Annotated in this window: 19 protein-coding genes; 9 read left to right on the forward strand and 10 right to left on the reverse strand. The window is 72.2% G+C overall.

Annotated elements, in window-relative coordinates; genetic code table 11:
• Window positions 1-46 precede the first annotated feature (46 nt).
• Window positions 47-487 carry an MmcQ/YjbR family DNA-binding protein gene (locus tag ACW0Q9_RS00060; RefSeq protein WP_456177397.1) on the forward strand — a complete coding sequence of 147 codons (441 nt, stop codon included), beginning with the start codon at window positions 47-49 and terminating at the stop codon, window positions 485-487.
• Between the two features lie 51 nt (window positions 488-538).
• Entirely contained in the window at window positions 539-1942 is a 1404-nt protein-coding gene (sthA, locus tag ACW0Q9_RS00065) for a Si-specific NAD(P)(+) transhydrogenase (protein ID WP_456177399.1), read from the forward strand.
• A gap of 29 nt (window positions 1943-1971) precedes the next feature.
• Here sthA and ACW0Q9_RS00070 read toward each other — a convergent pair whose 3' ends face one another.
• Window positions 1972-2931, reverse strand: coding sequence for a DUF4034 domain-containing protein (locus ACW0Q9_RS00070; protein ID WP_456177401.1), 960 nt, complete (start codon window positions 2929-2931; stop codon window positions 1972-1974).
• A gap of 112 nt (window positions 2932-3043) precedes the next feature.
• Between ACW0Q9_RS00070 and ACW0Q9_RS00075 the strand changes: the two genes are divergently transcribed.
• Window positions 3044-3382, forward strand: coding sequence for an ArsR/SmtB family transcription factor (locus ACW0Q9_RS00075; protein ID WP_456177403.1), 339 nt, complete (start codon window positions 3044-3046; stop codon window positions 3380-3382).
• Window positions 3379-3861: an SRPBCC family protein gene (locus tag ACW0Q9_RS00080; protein ID WP_456177405.1), complete on the forward strand. Its 483-nt coding sequence runs from the start codon at window positions 3379-3381 to the stop codon at window positions 3859-3861. Before ACW0Q9_RS00075 ends, ACW0Q9_RS00080 begins: the two co-directional genes overlap by 4 nt.
• Window positions 3862-3926: 65 nt before the next feature.
• Here the strand turns inward: ACW0Q9_RS00080 and ACW0Q9_RS00085 are convergent, their stop codons facing one another.
• The 3 genes from ACW0Q9_RS00085 to sigJ form a co-directional block, all read right to left on the reverse strand.
• Window positions 3927-4721, reverse strand: coding sequence for a S1 family peptidase (locus tag ACW0Q9_RS00085; protein WP_456177407.1), 795 nt, complete (start codon window positions 4719-4721; stop codon window positions 3927-3929).
• A 134-nt stretch (window positions 4722-4855) separates the two neighbouring features.
• On the reverse strand, window positions 4856-5752 hold the full coding sequence (locus tag ACW0Q9_RS00090) for a bifunctional helix-turn-helix transcriptional regulator/GNAT family N-acetyltransferase (RefSeq protein WP_456177409.1): 897 nt from the start codon (window positions 5750-5752) through the stop codon (window positions 4856-4858).
• Window positions 5753-5800: 48 nt separating this feature from the next.
• Window positions 5801-6736, reverse strand: coding sequence for an RNA polymerase sigma factor SigJ (sigJ, locus tag ACW0Q9_RS00095; protein ID WP_456177410.1), 936 nt, complete (start codon window positions 6734-6736; stop codon window positions 5801-5803).
• A gap of 198 nt (window positions 6737-6934) precedes the next feature.
• Between sigJ and wrbA the strand changes: the two genes are divergently transcribed.
• The gene (wrbA, locus tag ACW0Q9_RS00100; protein ID WP_456177412.1) at window positions 6935-7543 is read left to right on the forward strand and encodes an NAD(P)H:quinone oxidoreductase; all 609 of its coding nucleotides are present in this window, start codon (window positions 6935-6937) and stop codon (window positions 7541-7543) included.
• A 204-nt stretch (window positions 7544-7747) separates the two neighbouring features.
• On the opposite strand, the gene ACW0Q9_RS00105 is transcribed toward wrbA, so the two are convergent.
• Window positions 7748-8401, reverse strand: a complete 654-nt coding sequence (locus ACW0Q9_RS00105; RefSeq protein ID WP_456177414.1) for a hypothetical protein — start codon at window positions 8399-8401, stop codon at window positions 7748-7750.
• Between the two features lie 294 nt (window positions 8402-8695).
• On the opposite strand from ACW0Q9_RS00105, the gene ACW0Q9_RS00110 reads away from it, so the two are divergent.
• Together ACW0Q9_RS00110 and ACW0Q9_RS00115 are read left to right on the forward strand one after the other, a co-directional pair.
• Window positions 8696-9310, forward strand: a complete 615-nt coding sequence (locus tag ACW0Q9_RS00110) for a dihydrofolate reductase family protein (protein WP_456177416.1) — start codon at window positions 8696-8698, stop codon at window positions 9308-9310.
• Window positions 9311-9757: 447 nt separating this feature from the next.
• On the forward strand, window positions 9758-10678 hold the full coding sequence (locus ACW0Q9_RS00115) for an aminoglycoside phosphotransferase family protein (RefSeq protein ID WP_456177418.1): 921 nt from the start codon (window positions 9758-9760) through the stop codon (window positions 10676-10678).
• Between the two features lie 335 nt (window positions 10679-11013).
• On the opposite strand, the gene ACW0Q9_RS00120 is transcribed toward ACW0Q9_RS00115, so the two are convergent.
• On the reverse strand, window positions 11014-11433 hold the full coding sequence (locus ACW0Q9_RS00120) for a DUF6086 family protein (protein WP_456177419.1): 420 nt from the start codon (window positions 11431-11433) through the stop codon (window positions 11014-11016).
• 165 nt (window positions 11434-11598) lie between these two features.
• Window positions 11599-12729 (reverse strand): erythromycin esterase family protein, encoded by a 1131-nt coding sequence (locus ACW0Q9_RS00125; RefSeq protein ID WP_456177421.1) that lies wholly within the window; start codon window positions 12727-12729, stop codon window positions 11599-11601.
• Window positions 12730-12810: 81 nt separating this feature from the next.
• Between ACW0Q9_RS00125 and ACW0Q9_RS00130 the strand changes: the two genes are divergently transcribed.
• Complete coding sequence (locus tag ACW0Q9_RS00130; RefSeq protein WP_456177423.1) at window positions 12811-13506, forward strand: TioE family transcriptional regulator; 696 nt, start codon at window positions 12811-12813, stop codon at window positions 13504-13506.
• A 30-nt stretch (window positions 13507-13536) separates the two neighbouring features.
• On the opposite strand, the gene ACW0Q9_RS00135 is transcribed toward ACW0Q9_RS00130, so the two are convergent.
• The 3 genes from ACW0Q9_RS00135 to ACW0Q9_RS00145 form a co-directional block, all read right to left on the reverse strand.
• Window positions 13537-14664: a phospholipase D-like domain-containing protein gene (locus tag ACW0Q9_RS00135; protein ID WP_456177425.1), complete on the reverse strand. Its 1128-nt coding sequence runs from the start codon at window positions 14662-14664 to the stop codon at window positions 13537-13539.
• Between the two features lie 220 nt (window positions 14665-14884).
• A complete protein-coding gene (locus ACW0Q9_RS00140; RefSeq protein ID WP_456177541.1) occupies window positions 14885-16249 on the reverse strand; it encodes an MFS transporter in 1365 nt (454 codons plus the stop codon).
• A gap of 5 nt (window positions 16250-16254) precedes the next feature.
• Window positions 16255-16602, reverse strand: coding sequence for a nuclear transport factor 2 family protein (locus tag ACW0Q9_RS00145; RefSeq protein WP_456177427.1), 348 nt, complete (start codon window positions 16600-16602; stop codon window positions 16255-16257).
• Window positions 16603-16679: 77 nt separating this feature from the next.
• Here ACW0Q9_RS00145 and ACW0Q9_RS00150 point away from each other — a divergent pair, with 77 nt between their 5' ends.
• Window positions 16680-19295: an ATP-binding protein gene (locus tag ACW0Q9_RS00150; protein ID WP_456177429.1), complete on the forward strand. Its 2616-nt coding sequence runs from the start codon at window positions 16680-16682 to the stop codon at window positions 19293-19295.
• The last annotated feature ends 41 nt before the right edge of the window (window positions 19296-19336 follow it).

Raw genomic sequence — 19336 nt, forward strand, 5'->3', positions numbered from 1 at the left:
AGCGGCCGGGCCGGAACTGTCGGAGGGGCGGCGTAACCTCCCGCGCGTGACCGGACCTGGCGACGTCCCACCCGAGATCCTCGACCGGCTCCGGTCCGTCTGCCTCGGGCTGCCGGAGGCCTACGAGGAACCGGCGTGGGTGGGCACCCGCTGGCGGATCCGCAAGCGGACCTTCGCCCACGTGCTCACCGTCGACCCCGACCACCAGGCCGCCCACGCCCGAGCCGCCGGCACCGACGAGCCGCTCTGCGTGCTGACCTTCCGCTCCCCCGGCGACGAGATCGCCGCACTTCTCGCCGGCGGTCATCCCTTCTACAAGCCCGACTGGGGCGCCGACGTCGTGGGCCTGGCGCTCGACGGCGGGGTCGACTGGGACGAGGTCGGCGAGCTGCTCACCGAGAGCTACTGCGTCCTGGCCCCGAAGAAGCTGGCCGCGCTGGTCGACCGGCCGGCCGGGCCACCGGCAGGACCGAGGGGCCGGCGCTAGCTCGTCCGCCACCTCTGGCGCGCGCCCGGTCGGCCTGCCACGCTGGCGGTTGTGTACGACTACGACCTGCTGGTGCTGGGCTCCGGCCCGAGCGGTCAGAAGGCGGCGATCGCCGCGGCCAAGCTCGGCCGCCGGGTCGGCATCGTGGACCGCCGCGACATGATCGGTGGGGTGTGCATCAACACCGGCACCGTCCCCTCCAAGACGCTGCGCGAGGCCGTCCTCTACCTGACCGGCCTGAGCCAGCGGGACCTCTACGGCAGCAGCTACCGGGTCAAGGAGGAGATCACGGTCAGCGACCTGGCCGCCCGGACCCAGCACGTGATCAGCCGGCAGACGGACGTCATCCGCAACCAGTTGGCCCGCAACCGGGTCGCGATGATCACCGGCACCGGGCGGTTCGCCGACGCCCACGCGGTCTGGGTCGACGGCGGTTCCGGCCGCGAGTCCCGGGTCACCTTCGACAAGATCGTCATCGCCGCCGGCACCCGGCCGGCCCGCCCGGACAGCGTCGACTTCGACGACCGGACCATCGTGGACTCCGACGGGGTCATCAACCTCCAGGCCGTGCCCCGCAGCATGGTCGTGGTGGGCGCCGGCGTGATCGGCATGGAGTACGCCTCCCTGTTCGCCGCTCTCGGCACCAAGGTGACCGTGGTGGAACGCCGCGACCGGATGCTCGACTTCTGCGACGAGGAGATCGTCGAGTCCCTGAAGTACCACCTGCGGGACCTGTCGGTGACGTTCCGCTTCGGCGAGGAGGTCGCCGCGGTGGAGAAGCACCGGACCGCCGCGTTGTGCGTTCTGAGGAGCGGCAAGCGGATCGTCGCGGACACGGTCATGTACTCCGCCGGCCGCCAGGGCCAGACCGACGACCTGGCGCTGGACGCGGCGGGACTGGCGGCGGACCACCGGGGCCGGATCCAGGTCGACGGCAACTACCGCACCGCTGTCGACAACATCTACGCGGTCGGCGACGTGATCGGCTTCCCGGCGCTGGCCTCGACGTCGATGGAGCAGGGCCGGCTGGCCGCGCAGCACGCCTGCGGCGAGCCGGTCCGCGCGATGCCCGGGTTGCAGCCGATCGGCATCTACACGATCCCGGAGATCAGCTTCGTCGGGAAGACCGAGGAGGAGCTGACCGACAGCTCCACCCCGTTCGAGGTGGGCATCGCCCGCTACCGGGAGCTGGCCCGGGGCCAGATCGTCGGTGACTCGTACGGCATGCTGAAGCTGCTCGTCGCGCCGGAGGACGGGCGGCTGCTCGGCGTCCACGTGTTCGGGACCGGGGCCACCGAGATCGTCCACGTCGGACAGGCGGTGATGGGCTGCGGCGGCACCGTCGACTACCTGGTGGACGCGGTGTTCAACTACCCGACGCTGGCCGAGGCGTACAAGGTGGCGGCCCTGGACGCCGCCAACAAGATCCGCAACATCACCCGGATCGACGGCTGACGGCGCGGCGGCGCGTGCCGGGCCAGGGCTCAGGCGATGTGCTCGTACACCCACTCGCGGGACCGGGTGAAGGCCGTCACGGGATCGTCCACATAGTTCCACGGCCACTCACTGACGTGGTCGCCGAGCATCTCGAAGACCCGCGCCGCGGCGTCGAACTCGTGGGCCAACTCCAATCCCAGCGCGAACACGCTCGCCCGCGGCACCCAGCCGAACGCGGGCCGGAACGCCGGATGGAAGATCGACTTCTCCGCCGCCGCCAGCAGGTCCGCGCGCACCTCCGCGGACTGCATGTACGCGTCGCTCTCCTCGACCGGCAGGTCGAGCCACTTCTCGACGTGCGCGACGGCCAGCAGCTCCGGCAGCAGGCTCCCCTCTGGGGCGGCCGCGGTGGCCTCGCGGGCGAAGGAGAACATCTGCTCGTCGCTGCCGAACCACTTGGGGCACAGGTACTGCAGTCGCTGCTCGTGCGCGACGACGTGGCCCGGGTGGCGCTTCACCACCTCGTCGAAGCGGAGGCGGGCCTCGTCGCGGCCGACCTGCCGGCCCCGAGCGGACGTGACCAGCCAGGTCCGGGCGGTCAGGTCGTCCGGGTCCCGGGCGACGACCTCGTCGAGCAGGTTCTCGGCCAACCGGAGCCGGCGACGGAACTCCCGGAACTGGTCCTGGCTGGTGTACTCGGCACGCTTCCCGCCCCGGGCCTCCCAGGCCCAGTGCACCGCGTGGCAGCCGCGGACCAGCACCGGCAGCGTCGACTGTGGCTCGGCGTCGACCCACTCACCGATCCAGTCCTGTACGCCGCCGACCGTCCCGGCGGCCTCGATGAGAAACGCGCGGCTGTCCGGATCGTTGGTGGCCGTGAGGATGTCGCGAGCCGTACGCCAGTCCCCGGCGGCGAGTGCGTCGACGAGCGCCCGCGCCTGCGGATCACCGTGGGCCGGGTCGACGACGAGACCGGCCGGCTGCCGGCGCTTCCTGAACGGCCACATGTCGATCTCCTCCCCAGCCGAGCCGGGAAGCTTACCGTGGCCGGGTCGCCGTCCCGGCCACGGGCCTGGCCATCCTTGACATGTGACCATTTGGTCACCTATTCTGGTCCTCGTGAGCGACGACGACGATCTGGTGTTCAAGGCGCTCGCCGACCCGACCCGACGCGCCCTGCTCGACCGGCTCTTCCTCCGCGACGGCCAGACGTTGACAGAGTTGGAGTCCGAGCTGGCGATGACCCGCTTCGGTGTCATGAAGCACCTGCGCCTGCTCGAGGACGCCGGTCTCGTGGTCACCCGACGGCAGGGCCGGGAGAAGCTGCACTTCCTCAATCCGGTGCCGATCCGGTTGATCCACGACCGGTGGATCGACAAGTACACCGCGCACCACACCGCGTCACTGCTGGAGCTCAAGGCGGAACTCGAAGGCGACGACCCGAAGGAGAAACGATGACCACCACGACGACGGCCGGGACGACGAAGGTCTACCGGGTCTACATCAAGGCCACCCCGCAGGCGATCTGGGACGCGATCACCAAGCCGGAGTGGACCCGGAGGTACGGCTACCAGGGCATCGCCGAGTTCGACCTGCGGCCGGGCGGCAGCTACCGGGCCCGGGCAATCCCGGAGCACCGGGAGGCCGGCATGCCGGAGGTGCCGGTGGAGGGCGAGGTTATCGAGGTGGACCCGCCGGTCCGGCTGGTCCAGACCTGGCGGCCGACCTGGCTGGACGAGCCGGCCACCCGGTTGACGTACGAGATCGCGGAGCGGGGCAACGGCGTCACCTCGCTGACCGTGACCCACGAGCTGGCCGGCGCGCCGCAGACCATGGCGCAGGTCAACGGCGAGGTCGAGGGCGCCGGTGGCGGCTGGGCCGAGGTCCTCAGCGACCTGAAGACGCTGCTGGAGACCGGCAGCCCGCTCTACGCCTGACTCCCGGCGAGGCGCGCAAGGGCGGCCCGGCTCGTCGTGAGCCAGGCCGCCCTCCGGTCGTGCGGTCAGCCGCCGAGGCTCGCGGCGGCCGAGGCGATCGCCGAGGAGAAGTAGCTCACCTGGGTGTAGACGCCGGGGTAGTCGGGCCGGGCGCAGCCGTTGCCCCAGCTGACGATGCCGACCTGGATCCAGGCGTTGGTGGCGTCGCGGCGGAACATCGGCCCGCCGGAATCGCCCTGGCAGGTGTCCACGCCGCCACTGGCGTACCCGGCGCAGATCTCCTCGGCGGGGATGATGTCGCCGCCGTAGTTGGCGTTGCAGGTGGCGTCACTGACGAACGGCACGGTCGCTTTGAGCAGGTACCGCTGCTGCCCGCCCCCTTCCCTCGCCGCGCCCCAGCCCGCGATCGTGAACGTGCCGTTGTCGTACGCGGTGGTGGTGGCGATCTTCAGGGTGCTCAGCCCGGTGACCGGGGTGGCCAGCCGGATGAGCGCCCAGTCCTTGCCGCTGCCGTTGTAGCCCGGGGCCCGGTAGACGTAGTTCGACCGGACGGTGATCCGGCTGGACGACTGGAGGTCGACCACGCCCAGGGTGGCCGTGATGCTGGTGTTGGTGCCCGTACGGCCCACGCAGTGGGCGGCGGTGAGCACCAGGCGGGGGCTGTACAGCGCGCCGCCGCAGCCCATGGAGAGCCGCACCATGAACGGGAACTCGCCCTGTGCGGCGCGGGTGCCGCCGACGACGTACGGGGTGGCCGGAGCGCCGTCGGCCACGGCGGGTGCGGCGAGAGTGAGGCTGCCCGCGGTCACCGCGGCCAGCGCGGCGGCCAACAGGCCGGTGAGGGTGCGCCAGCGAACCATGAATTCCTCCGCATCAGGACCGGTGCGCCTCGGGGTGCGCACCTGATTCGAGATTGCGGACAGCGTATTGATATCAATGGATTTCATGGCCATGCTCTTCGGGTCATATCGCCCCGATATGAGCACCCGTCAGGTCACGTCGCCAGGTGCTTCTCAAACCAGTGGTGCGCGTACGGCTCGTCGTTGTACGGCTCGATCTCCCGGTAGCCGGCGGCGCGGTACATGGCGATCGCCTCGGTCAGGTTGCGGTTGGTGTCCAGCCGGACGGCGGTCCAGCCGCGCTCCGCCGCGTACCGCTCCAGCTGGTCCAGCAGCCGTCGGCCGACACCGAGCCCGCGCACGGTGCCCGACACCCAGACCCGCTTGATCTCGGCGGGCGCGCCGGCGTGGAGCTTGACCGCCCCGCAGCCGACCGGCTCGCCGCCGAGGGTGGCGAGCAGGAACACGCCGGCGGGCGGGACGAGTTCGTCGTCGTGGACCGGCTTGCTCAGCGCCGGGTCGAAGCCGTCGTCGAAGCGCTGTGCGACCTCGCGGGCATACGCCCGCACACAGGCGCGTGCGCGCGGATCTCCCGGCGGGCAGGGCTCGACGACCACCATCGAGCTGACGAGCAGCCGCTCCACCTGCGCCATCGCCGCGACCAGGCGCTCACGGCGCCGGTCGTTGAGCGGTTCGAGGATGGACCGGGCCAGCTCGTCGGACCGCTCGTCCAGCTCGGCCCACTCCGCGCGCCCGGCTTCGGTCAGTGCGGCGACGCGGACCCGGCCGTCGCCGCCGGCCCGGTCGGCCGGGCCGACGCTCACCAGCCCGTCGCCCTCCAGGGTGCGCAGGAGCCGGCTGAGGTACCCGGAGTCGAGCCCGAGCCGGGCCCGCAGCGCGGCCACCTCGGCACCGTCGGGGCCGATCTCCCAGAGCAGCCGCGCCTGCGCGAGGGGACGGTCGCGGGCCATGTACTGGTCGTCGAGCGCGCCCACGCGCTGGGTGACGGTCCGGTTGAAGCGCCGGACGGTGGCGATGAGTTCCGAGTTCATATGCCTGACTTTAGTCAGGCTTTGCACCGACCGCTAGCGGCCGGCCGGTCAGGTCGCCGTCCACAGCCGGAGTTTTTCCGGGTTGCGGACCGCCCAGAGGTGCGTGATCCGGTCGCCCGCCATGTCGAACGCGATCACCGTCACGGTGACGCCGTCGAGCTGGGCCACCAGGCCGGGTCGACCGTTGACCGTCCGTTCCACGATCCTCAGCCGGGGTGTCCCGGCCGCGACGCCGACGAGCACGCGGGCGACCTGCTCCCCGCCCTCGATCGGGCGGAGTTCGGCGCTGACCAGGCCCCCGCCGTCGCCGACCGCCGTGACGTTCGGGTCGAGGAGGCCGACGAGAGCGTCGATGTCCTTGGCTTCCCAGGCCCGCTTGAAGTGCCGGACGATCTCGGCCTGCCGCGCCACCGGAGTAGCGGGAGCGTGCGACGCGCGGATGCGACGACGGGCCGACGAGGCCAGTTGGCGGCACGCCGCCGGGGTACGGCCGACGATCCCGGCCACTTCGGCGAAGGAATAGCGGAAGACGTCGTGCAGGACGAACGCGACGCGCTCGGCCGGGGTCATCGACTCGAGCACGACGAGGAAGGCCATGTTGATCGACTCGTCGAGGGTGACCCGGTCGGCCGGGTCGACGGTGCCGCCGTCCGACCGCCCGGTCGTCCACTCACCACGGTCCGGCAGCGGCTCCGGGATCCATTCGCCCACGTAGCGCTCCCGCCGGGCCCGCGCCGAGCCGAGCAGGTCGAGGCAGATGCGACTGGCGACGGTCGTCAGCCAGGCCGCGGGGGATTCGATGGCGTCCTGCTGGCGCGGGGACATGGCGTACCAGCGGGCGTACGTCTCCTGGACGACGTCCTCGGCATCGGCCAGCGAGCCGAGGAGCCGGTACGCCAGATTCATCAGCCGCCGCCGCTCGCTCACGATCGCGCCGAGACTCGGATCGGGCCGGTCGGGTCCCGGCTCGGGTCGGGTGGTCATGGTGTCGCCGGCTCCCTCGGTCGCGTCTGCCGTCGCCCGTTCGACGAGACAGCACACCCGACTGTGAGGTCGGCCGGTCACCTCACATTCCGAAGGGTCGGTTCGTCGTACTGCTGAGCCCGTCCAGCCGGGCGGCCACGCCGGCGCCGACCTCCTGCCGGCATCACCAGACAGAATCCGCGAGGCAAGGGACACCGAATGGAACCCGTGAAGGTCGCCATCATCTACTACAGCGCCACCGGCACCGTGCACGCTCTGGCGCGCGCCGCCGCCGACGGCGCGGAGAAGGCCGGCGCGCAGGTGCGACTGCGCAAGGTCGCCGAGACGGCGCCACCGGAAGCGATCAACGCCAGGCCGGAGTGGGTCCAGCACATCCAGGACACCGCCGACGTCGGCGAGGCCGGCCCCGACGACCTGGACTGGGCCGACGCGGTGCTGTTCGGCACCCCCACCCGCTTCGGCAACGTGGCCAGCCAGCTCAAGGCGTTCATCGACACCACCGGCGGCCTCTGGTACCAGGGCAGACTCGCTGACAAGGTCTACTCGGCCTTCACGGCCTCCAACACCGCCCACGGCGGGCAGGAGTCCACCATCCTGGCGCTGGGCAACGTGTTCTACCACTGGGGCGGCATCATCGTTCCTCCCGGCTACACCGACCCGGTCCAGTTCCAGACCGGCAATCCCTACGGCACGTCCCACGTGGCCGGCGACGGCCCGCCCGGCGACGTGGTCCTGGAGGGCGCCCGTTACCAGGCCCGGCGGGTCGTCGACACCGCGGCGGCACTCAAGGCGGGTCGCGCCGCCTGACCCGCCCCGCCCTACGTCGCGGCGGCGGCCCCGGCACGCACCGACCGCGGCCGCCGCCGCGGCACCTCGCCCGAGGTGGCAGGCGCAGTTCGTCCTCCACGTGGCCGCGCACCCCGAACAACGCACCACCCGCACGAGCTGGCGACGGTGGCTCAACGCCACCGGCTGACCTCCGGGCGACGGACACGGAGCCGGCAGCCGGAGCTACGGGCGACCGCCCTCCAGCGTGAGCCGCGCCGCCCCGTCGGCCGTGCTGATCGCCACGCACGTCACCCGCGTGTCGAGAAGCCAACCGACCGGGCGACAGCTCCGCCCACCCTCGGGGGCGGGCCAGCCCCTGCTCACCAGGTGGTCCCAGACCCGTCGGGCCACCTGGTCCGCCGGCTCGCCCGCCCGGCCGGCGAGTCGGTAGGAGACGGCGCAACGACCGGTGCCGCACTCCGAGTCGCCGCCCGCGCCCCGAACGGCGAGCCCGCCCGGCAGCGGGCCGAGTTCCCGCACCGACGGTACGAACCCGTCGTCGTTGACGTCCCAGGCAGCCGCGGGGAAGCAGCACAGGGCGACCACCAGGGCCAGGCCGGCCGCGACCCGGTACGGCCAGCGCCGGCGGTGGTCATCGCCGCTGTCGCCCAGCGTGCGGCGCTGCCCCTCCCCCGCGACGAGCAGCGTCACGGCGGCCCCGAGGAACAGCAACAGGCGCGCCTCCACCGCCGCCCGGGGCTGGACGGCGGTGAGGGTGAGCGAGGCGGCCGCAACCAGGATCAGCGCCACCGACACCATGCCGGTGAACCACCGCAGCCGGGCGACGGTCAGCCACACGAGGAACGCCACCAGGATGACGACGGACGCGAAGAGCATGATTCATGATCTATTGGCGACGGTTCGGGGACGGTCCCGCACCCGTCGGATCGGGAGCGGCGGAATGTCGATGATGGACGTATCCCATCCGGCAGCAGGGACGAGCTGCGGAGCGCAAGCCGTCGACAGATGCCAGCCTCGGCCGGGTCAACCCGGATGCGCGGGGCGCCACCGACCAACTCGGCGGCGGATTCCAAATGCCCGGCGCGGCGGATTGGTCGCTGGCCGGCCGATGATTCTGAGATGCTGCGGCGGTCTACCTGTCGACACCACCTGACTGGAAGGGACCGCCCGATGGCAAAGGTCATCTCCACGCTGTTCATCTCGGCCGACGGCGTGGCCGAGATCGACCCCGATTGGCACTTCCCGTACTTCGAGGAGAACATGGGCCGTGCCGTCGGCGAGGACTACGACAGCGCCGACGTGCTGCTCATCGGTCGCGAGACCTACGACAGCTTCGCCGGGGCCTGGCCCGACCGCGAGGCCGCGGGTGGGGACGACGCCTCGTTCGCCAAGCAACTCGGTGACATGCGCAAGGTGGTCGTCTCACGCCATTCGCCGGAGTTCTCCTGGCGCAACTCGGAGGTGATCAAGGGCGATCTCCTCGACGCGGTCACCGCGCTCAAGGCCGACGCCGGCAGCAGGGGCATCCTCATCCCCGGGTCGATCTCGGTGGTGCAGCAACTGCTCGCCGCGGGCCTGGTCGACGAGCTGCGCCTGCTGGTGCACCCGGTGGCGGCGCGTAAGGGCCGCAAGCTGTTCGATGACGGCGACGCGCCGTACCACTTCCGGGTGACGGCGACGGAGGTGTTCCCGACGGGTGTGATCCGCGTGATCTACGCGCCGACCGCGGCACCCGGGAAGGTCGGCTACGCCGAGGTCAAGGACCAGGTGCCCGGCGGCAACTAGGCCGGGTGGATGTGCCCTGCTCCGTCTCGCTCCCAGTGCGGGTCATCCACCGTCAGCACCTGAGGGATCGTGTCTGCCAGGTGTCCCGGTCCGGCGATCCGCCACGAGCGGACGCAGCAACCGCAGCCACCTTCCGATATCGAGGTCAGCGCGTGGCCGTGCCGCTCAGTCCACGCCTCCGCCTGGGCCACCTCATCGGCAGGACTGTCGACGCGAGCCATCATGCTGAAACGTGCCACGGGATCACCGTAACCGGCATGGGGGGCCGGAGGCGAAGATGCCTCCCGCATGCTCTCTACCGGTGGGTGATGCGGACGCCCCGGGAGCGCAGGAGCGCGTTTACCCGATCTCGGCTCTGCCGATCAGGCTTGCGCAGCCGGCAGCGGTGTCGGATGCCGCGGCGACCAGCGTGGCGAGCGCAATAGCCGGGATGAGCACCGAATTCGATTGACGGGTGATCGGGCGGGTTCTACGGTCGCGCCGATGCGTCCTGGAGAGATCGTCGTCGCTGTCGAGCAGGTACGCGCCCTGATCGACGAGCAGTTCCCCGAATGGTCGGACCTGCCGATCGTTCCGCAGCCGTTGAACGGCACCGACAACGCGCTGTTCCGGCTGGGTGATTCCCTGACGGCGCGGCTGCCACGGGCGCAGTGGGCGGTTGACCAGGTGGCGACCGACGCGACCTGGCTGCCGCGGCTGGCGCCGCTTCTTCCGGTGCCGGTGCCGGTGCCGGTCGCGATCGGCCGGCCGGGTGGGGACTATCCGTGGCCGTGGACGGTCGTCCCGTGGCTGGACGGACGCAATCCGGAAGCCGGGCAGGACCTCGTCGACCTCGCCGTCGACCTCGCCGGCTTCGTGCGCGCGATGATCGCTGTCGACCCGATGGGCGGGCCGGTCAAGGAGGGGATTCAGCGCGGCGTACCTCTGGTGCAGCGGGACGAGCTGACCCGCCGGTCGATCGCGGAGCTGGGCGACCGGATCGACGGGCGGGCGGCGACCGCGGCGTGGGACGAGGCGATGGCGGCGGACGAGTGGCCCGGGCCGCCGGTATGGCTGCACGGTGATCTCCTGGAAGGCAACCTGCTGATCGACCGGGGCAGGCTCACCGGAGTGATCGACTTCGGCGGTCTCGGCCGCGGCGATCCGGCGGTCGAGGTGCGGCCGGCCTGGAGCCTGTTCGATGCCCGCGCGCGGGCCGCCTACCGGGAGGCGCTCGGGTTCGACGAGGCGACCTGGGTGCGCGGGTGGGCCTGGATGCTGTCGGGCTCGCTCTACTGGCTGGCGGACCTGTGGGACTCGATCAGCGAGGACGACCGAGAGAAAACGATCCGCTACATCGACTACATCGTGCGTCACCGCCACGACTGACCTGCGGTGCCCACGCGAGCACCGTCGGGCGACACCCCGGACAGCAGCGTCAAGAGCCCCGGCCGCGAAGCGGGGCCGGCTCACGCCCTCGCCGCGGATCGGCCCACAAAAGATCAGTGATGGCAAACCCGGGCAACGCAACATCGGCGGCGGACGTGATGTGAAAGGTTCCGCCCGCCGCCTGCGGCGTCCAGCCGGCAGTCATCGCGTACCGGGCAAGTGCACGCACGTTCTCAGCCGTTGGGTACGGAGCGGGGAGGGCGTGGTGTAGCTGTGGACCATCTCGTCGCTTCCCCTGTTCTCGGTCGGTGGGCGGGCACGATCACGTGATGTGGTCAACGTGGCATGGCTGCCGCGTGCTCGCTGACGAGCTCGTACAAGCGCGCGGGGTCGCCCAGCCGGCGGATCCCTGCTGGTCCTACGGAGACGTCCCTCGGATCCAGCGTGGCAGGGGCCTGGAGCGAGGGTACGTTCCGGCCGGCGCGGTCAACCATGACGAGCGCGGTGGCGGTGAAGCCCTCCAGCAGGGACCTGAGGATCACGTGGCTTGAGGACAGGTACTGCGCGACCAGCGCATCCACGAAGCCGACGAACACGTCGAGGTCGATCGCATAGTCGTCGGCGCGCATGGGGCCGATCCCGGTCGGTACGTCGACCAGCTCAGCGACCGCCTCACTGGTACGGACGAACAACTCGGCCACTCGGTTGGAAGGGTTCCACAGGACGAGGTCGCCCACCTGAAAGTACTGACTCATGGCACCATGATCACGGTTTGGCGATCAGCTGTCCGACCCGCCCGTCGATGCATCGTCGGCCGAGGCGGCCCTGCCGGGACCCGTGGCAGGCCGGGACGTCACGCCACGCGTTCCGCCCCGTACCCGCCACGGATCCCCTCACCGCGAACCCTGTCCGGCCACTCCTCAGCCGGTGATGTGCATGATCGCGTCGGCTGCGTCGACGGTCGCCTGGTCGAGCGGGAAATAGCCCTGCCGCGGGGTGGTGTCCGTCCGCGTGCGAGCCGAGGGCACTTCGGTGGCCGGGATCAGCCCCCAGCCGGTGATGCGGCGTTGCAGGGCACCCTCGAAGGTGTCCGGCTCCGGCTCGCCCAGCTGGAGAACCTCACTGCGCCCGAGACTGGCCGCGATGAAGGCGTAGCTCTCGACCCGCAGCGAGTCGACGATGGCCCCGGCGCCGAACCAACTGGCGCCCATGTCTCCCCCGCTCCAGGCGCTCCCGTTTCGTTGCAGGTGCAGGTTGTGGGCGGAGAGCATCGTCGGGCCGCGCCCCGCCTCGACGCTGCGGATGTCGAGCAGGTTGCGCGCCATCAACGTGTCCCGTGTGGCCAGCAGGAGGCCGATCCGATCGCTCTGCCCGAGGGGTTGCGCCGCCTGCCAGTGGTAGTGGAGCAGGCCGAGGCCGGCATCGAGGTGCGTCCTGGCCCGAAGCCACTCGGCGCGTGAGGTCCTGGCGATCAGCTCCGGCGCGCCGGCGTACAGCCTCGTGAGCAGATCCTCGCCGATCCTTCGCAGCCGCTCGGCTTCGGGCGTGGCGCCCATGGACTTGGCGAAGTCGAGGATCGCCTCAGCACGGCTCCACCGGTGGTCGTCCCCGGCGATGCCCGCGATGTCGAGATCCTCCATCTGGAGATAGTCGCGTGCGTACTCGAAATAGGCTCTGGGACTGGGTGCGCTCGTGTTCTCGGTCGGGGCGTCGAAACCGTGGAAGGTCACGCGCTCCCGCGCCGGCCGGTCCCGGTTGTACTCCCGCATCCAGGCGACCAGCTGCCGATTGGCGTCCAGGGCGCCGAAGTCGTGGGAGAAGCCTTCGCTCATCACCGAGTGCAGACTTCCGGTGCCGTGCAGGACGTAGTCGTTGACCGCGAGCGCGGCCACGCGATCGGTCTCCAGGGCGATCGAACGGAAGCCGAGCTCGACCAGCTGGGCGAAGAGTTCGTTGCGGACCGCGCCGAAGGCGGGCTCCTGGTGGGTCGGCTCGCCCAGGGCGAGAAGGTCACATGGCACGGGCACGAAAGCGCGAATGTCCTGGCTCATGTGGCTCAAACGTACCATTGAAACTTCGGTGGAGACTTTTCGCGAAGGGGCCTGCGTGACCCGGGGGTAAAGTCTCAATCCGTGCGACCATCCGACCTCGCCCGCGAGCACGGACTCTCGACCCAGGCGGTCCGCAACTACGAGCGGGACGGGTTCATCCCGCCCGCTGAGCGCACGCGCAGCGGTTACCGGGTCTACACCGAGGTCCACGCGGCCGCGCTGCGTGCCTATCTGGCGCTCGTCGCGGCATACGGCTACCCGGCCGCCGGCCAGATCATGAACGCGCTGCACGACGGCGCGCTCGACGACGCGCTGATCGTCATCGACCGCGGCCACAGCCAGCTGCTGCGCGACCGGGACACGCTCGACGCGGTCCGGACGGCGATCGGGGACCTGCCCCCGGGGCCCGACAACACCGCGGGCTCCGGTGTGTGGAGCATCGGCGACCTCGCGCGCCGGCTGCGCGTCACCCCGGCCACCGTGCGCAAATGGGAGAGCGCCGGCATCCTCGCCCCCGCCCGCGATCCGGCCACCGGTCACCGGGTGTACCGCGCGGTTGACACCCGCGACGCCGAGCTGGCCCACCTGCTGCGGCGCGGAGGATACCCACTGGACCGGATAGCGGTCGTGGTCCAGCAGGTCCGCACGGCCGGCGGCACGGAGACGCTCTCCCGCGCCCTGGACGACTGGCAGCGGCGGCTCACCGCGCGTGGCGTCGCCATGCTCGACGCCGCCTCCCGGCTCAGCCGTTATCTGAGCGTCGCGGCGATTGCCTGAACCCGGCGTCGACGGCCGCGCCGCCGGCGGTCAGGATCGGCACGGGAAGCTGCTCTTCACGCAGGTCACCCCGGTGTTGTACGCGTCGTTGAAGTGGGTGTAGTAGCCGTCGTAGAGCGGGTGGACGCTGCCGCTCTCGGGGGCCATCTTCACGAAGATCTCGTCGTTCTCGTTCAGCGCGTCCTGGGTCCAGTTCTGCGATCCGGTGTAGACGCGGTACTGGTAGGCGCTGCCGTACCTGCCGTAGGCCACGAAGAACTTGTCGTGCACCTTGTCCTTGCGCCGGATGGACACGCCGGCGTCGAGCAGCTCGTTGTAGACCGACTGACTCATCGCGATGCCGCCCTCGGCGTTCGTACCGATCACCATCCAGACCTTGCACCCCGCAGCGCGGAACCGGCTGACCAGGCTGACGATCTGCGGGCGTCCGGTGGTCACCGCCGCCATGCCCACGCGGAGTCGGCAGTTGGCGTCCGGGGTGAGGTCGTTGAGCCGGGTGGCGATGGTGTCGGTCTGCCCCACCCCCTCGGGTGACCCGTACGCGTCGGCCGCGGCCGCCTGGTAGTAGCCCCGGCCGGACGCGGAGTCGTAGTAGTCGTTGCCGCTGTAGTGCCGCCGGTTCCACATGTCGGTGAAGTTCGCGTTGAGGCCGGCGGCGAGCGCCGCGTCGCCGTAGACGGTGATGGCGTTGTTGAAGGCGTCCGGGCCGGTGGCGTACGTGAGGTTGCTCGACCCGAACCAGACGACGTTGCCGCGGGCGACGCCGTTCGGGTCGGTGGTGTGGGAGAAGGTGACCAGCTTGGTGTGCATGTCGCCCGCGGCACTGGTGCTGATGCAGCCGTGACCGCCGCTGCTGTTCAGGCAGAACTGGTGGTTGACCAGCTGCTTGATCTTCGTGATGGCGGGGTCGGTCGAGGTCGCGTTCTTGCCGTCGAGGAGCACCAGCACGGTCACGCCGCGGGTCTGGGCCCGCACCAGCGCGTCGGCCACCGAGTCGACGCTGAGGGAGTGGATGGCCGCCCGGATGGTGGCCCCGGCGGGCGTGGCGTCGATCAGCCGCTGCAACTCGGTCAGGATGGTGTAGTCGCGTCCGGCGGTCGGGTCGGTGAAGTGCGCCCACACCGGGTAGCCGGCCAGGGTGGCCGAGGTCGCGGACACGGCCGCCGATGCCGCCGGCACGCCGCCCGGAGACACCGCGAGCGACCCCGCGAGCAGAGAGCACACCAGCGTGCGACGGACCGCGGCACCCACCCGACTCATCCTCATGGATAGGCATCGTTGAAGGAAAGTTTACGCCTGTCAATGCCTCGCGGAACGATTCTTCGCCCGCACGGTCCACCGGCCGCCGCCCTGGTCGGCGGCGGCCGGTGCGCCCGCGTCACTTCCTCGGCAGCAGCTGGATGATCGCGGCCAGCGCCAGCTCCAGCGCGATGAGCGCGACCAGCCCGGCCCGGAACCCGCCGGTCAGATCCGCGGCCTGGTAGAAGACGATGCCGATCAGGGCCACCCCGACCGCGTTGCCGGTCTGGTTCACCGCGGCGAGCACCCCGGCGGCGGCGCCGGTGTGCTGAGGGCTGATCCGGGCCAGCACGGTGGCGGTGAGCGGGGCGAGCGCGATGCCCATGCCGATGCCGTCCACGGCCAGCCCCGGCACGAGCCAGCCGGTCCCGTGCCCGGCCGCCTGCCACATGCCGTACAGGCCGACCGCCATCACCAGCGCGCCGACGCTGACCACCTGACGACCGAGCCGGGCCGCGATCCGGTGGGCGTACGTCGAGGTGGCCAGGTAGCCGGCGCCGATGGCCATGAAGACGACTCCCGACTCCAGCGCCGACAGGCCCCGCTCGACCTGGAGGTAGAGCGCCAGGACGAGGAAGAACGACGCCTGCCCCATCCAGAAGACCTGGGTCGCCGCCAGCCCCACCGAGAACGCCCGCTCCCGGAACAACGTCAGGTCCACCAGGGGCTGCGCGCTGCGCCGCTGGGTCGCCACGAAGAGCGCGAACAGCGGCACCGAGGCGGCCAGGCTCCACCACGTCCAGGCCGGCCAGCCCTGCTCACGCCCCTCCACCAGCGGCAGCACCAGCGCCACCAGCGCCGCGCTGGCCAGGACCACGCCGGCCAGGTCGAGCCGGGTCGCCGGCTGGCGGGACTCCGGCACCCGGCGGAGGAGGGCCAGCGCGGCCACCCCGATCGGCAGGTTGATCAGGAAACACAGCCGCCAGTCCAGGCCGAACAGGTCCGCCCGGATCAGCAGGCCGCCGATCAACTGGCCGAAGACGGCGCCCAGGCCCATGGTCAGGCCGTACCGGGCGAACGCCTTCGGCTGCTCGGCGGGCGCGACGCTCGTGCGCACGATGGCCAGCACCTGCGGCATGAGCAGCGCCGCCGCCAGCCCTTGCAGCACCCGGGCGCCGATCAGGACGCCCGGGGTGGGCGCCAGCCCGCAGAGCACCGAGGCCGCGGTGAACAGCGCCACGCCGAGGCCGAAGATCCGGCGGCGGCCGTACCGGTCGCCCAGCCGGCCGCCGGTGATCAGGCCGGCGGCCACCGCGAGCACGTAGCCGGCGACCACCCATTCCAGCGCGGCCGGGCCGGCCCGCAGGTCGCGTTGCATCGCCGGCAGGGCCACGTTGACGATGAACGCGTCGATCGCGGTCATGAACGTCGAGGTCAGCAGCACCGGCAGGAAGGCGCCGGGCCGTGCGGCCGGGGCGGTGACCGGCCCCGGCCGCGCGGTCAGGACGGTCACGCCGGCACCCGGTCCAGGAAGCCGTGCACGGTGGCGATCCGGCCGTCGGCGACGACCGCGACGTCGAAGCCGACGGCGACCGGCTCACCGCCGCGCGGGCCGAGGTGCCAGGTGAACCGGGCCAGGTCGTGGTGCGCGTCGACCGGGCCGGCGAGCGTGAACTCCAGGCCGGCGAACTGCTGCTGCACGGCGGCGATCAGCCCGTCGATCTGATCGCGTCCGGCGACGGCGGCCAGCGGGTCGGTGTACGTCCCGTCGGCGGCCCAGACCTCGTCGATGAGGGCCCGGCGGGCGGCGGGGTCGGTGGTGTTCCAGGCGGCGAGGTACTTCTCGATCAGTTCCATGGCCACGACGCTAGGGAGGATCCGGCGCCCGGGAATCGGTAGCGCTTAGGTACCCGGTACCTGTGTAGGGTGCGGGGATGTTGCACGGCCGCGCCGCAGAGCAGGACCGGATCGCGGCCCTGGTGGCGCGGGCCCGAGTGGGCGAGAGCGCCGCGCTGGTGCTGCGCGGCGGGCCGGGAATAGGCAAGACCGCGCTGCTGGACTGGGCCGCCGAACGGACGGCGCCGGCCGGCCACCCGCTGCGCGTGCTGCGCGCCAGCGCCGCCGAGTTCGAGGCCGAGCTGCCGTTCGCCGGGCTGAGCCAGCTCGTGCGCCCCGCCCTCGACCGCCTCGACCGGCTGCCCGCACCGCAGCGGCAGGTGCTCGCCGCCGTGTTCGGGCTCGGCGGCGGCGCCCCGGCGGACCGGCTGCTGGTGGGGCTCGCGGTGCTGTCGCTCCTGGCGGACCTGGCCGACGACGGCCCGCTGCTCTGCCTGGTCGACGACGCGCACTGGCTGGACACCGTCTCCGCCGAGGCGCTGCTGTTCGCCGCGCGCCGGCTGCACGCCGAGGGTGTCGTGATGATCTTCGCGGCCCGGGACGGGATGTTTCCCGCGCCGGGCCTGCCCGACCTCACCGTGGGCGCGCTCGCGCCGGCCGACGCCGTCCGGCTGCTCGACCCGGGGCTGCCTCCGGAGGTACGGATGCGGGTGCTCGGCGAGGCGCAGGGCAACCCGCTCGCGCTGATCGAGCTGCCCCGCGTGGTCCGGGCCGGCGACGCCGGCGGTCCGCTGCCGCTCACCGACCGGTTGCAGGCGGCGTTCCACGGCCAGGTCGACCGCCTGCCCGCCGGCGCCCGGACGTTGCTGCTCGTCGCCGCCGTCGAGGACACCGGGGACCTGGACGTGCTGCTGCGCGCCGCCGCTCCGCTCGGTGGCGGCCCGGCGGACCTGCGGCCGGCGGAGGAGGCCCGGCTCGTCGAGGTAACCGGTCGCCGGCTGCGGTTCCGCCACCCGCTGGTCCGGGCCGCGGTGCACGCCGCCGCGACGTACGCGGAGCGGCTCGCCGTGCACCGCGCGCTCGCGGGTGCGCTCACCACGCCCGACACGGCCGACCGGCGGGCCTGGCATCTCGCGGCGGCCACCACCGGACCGGACGAGCAGGTGGCCGCCACCCTGGAACGCACCGCCGAGCAGGCCCGCGGGCGCAGCGGCTACGGCGCGGCGCTGGCCGCGTTCGAGCGGGCCGCCGAACTGAGCGGGGACGCGTCCGCCAAGGCCCGCCGGCTGCTGCTGGCCGCGGACAGCGGCCTGCAGTCCGGGCACCTCGCCGACGCGGTCCGGCTCGCCGAGCGGGCCGCCGGCCTGGTGAACGAGCCGGTCTTCCACGCCCGCGTCGCCTGGGTCGAGGGGCACGCCTGGTTCTGGCAGGGCGGCCACCAGACCGCGTACGACCTGATGACCCAGGGCGCGACGCTCGACCCGGGACAGCGGGACGCGTTGCTGGTGGCGGCGTTCCACCCGGCCTGGTACCTCGGTGAGCCGCACCTGGGCGCCTGCCTCGACCAGCTCGCGACGCTCGACCACCCGGTGGCCCGTTACCAGGTCGCCGCGGTCCGGGGCCGGCCGCTGCCGTTGGCCGCGGTCGCCGCGCAGGTGGGCGCCGAGCCGCGCGACCGGGTGCAGCTCTGCGGGCTCGGCTTCGTCGCCGGGCAGGACGCCGAGACGTACGAGCTGGCCGCCGGCCTGGTCGCCCGCTGCCGGGCGGAGGGGATCCTCGGGCTGCTGCCCACGCTGCTGTTCTTCCTGGCCGAGGCGGAGTTCTTCCACGGCCGGCACCGGGACGCCGCGGTCAGCCTCGACGAGGCGGTCCGGGTGGCCCGCGACGGTGGTCAGCCGCTCTGGGTCAGCCAGTTGCTCGCCGTGCAGGCGGTGCTGGCCGCGGTGGCCGGCGACGAGGCGCGCTGCCGGGAGCTGGTGGCCTCGGCGCTGGAGGGCGTCACGGCGGGCGCCGAGGCCGCCGGTCGGGCGTGGACGCTGTGGGCGCTGGGCCTGCTCGACCTCGGCCAGGGCCGGGCCGAGTCCGCCGTGGCCCGGCTCGCGGCCCTGCAGGAGAACCCGTACGCCCACCAGGTCTGCGCGTACCGGAGCGTGCCCGACCTGGTGGAGGCGGCCGTCCGGGCCGGGGTGCCCGAGCGGGCCGAGCAGGCGTACGCCCGCTTCTCGGCCTGGTCGGAGCGGGTGGATCAGCCCTGGGCGACGGCCGTGGCGTACCGCTGCCGGGCGCTGCTCTCCGGCGACGAGCAGGATTACTTGCTCGCCCTGAAGGTCGGCGGCCGCCCGTTCGAGCAGGCCCGCACCGAGCTGCTGTACGGCGAGTGGTTACGCCGCGCCCGGCGCAAGGCCGACGCCCGCGGCCGGCTGCACCACGCCCTGCACACGTTCGACCAATTGGGTGCGGCGCCGTGGGCGGCGCGGGCGCGCGGTGAGCTGGAGGCCACCGGCCTGCGCGCCCCGCAACCCGCCGCGTCGGCCGCCGCGGAACTCACCCCGCAGGAGCTGCAGATCGCCCGGCTCGCCGGCACGGGGCTGTCCAACCGGGACATCGCCGCGCAGCTCTTCCTCAGCCCCAAGACGGTCGCGTACCACCTGTACAAGGCGTACCCGAAGCTGGGCGTCGCCGGCCGCACGGAGCTGGCCGCCCTGGCGTTGTAGGCGGCCTCGGCGGGACGGGTGACGGCCGGCGGGGTGCACGG

The sequence above is a fragment of the Micromonospora sp. I033 genome (genome assembly GCF_053890995.1).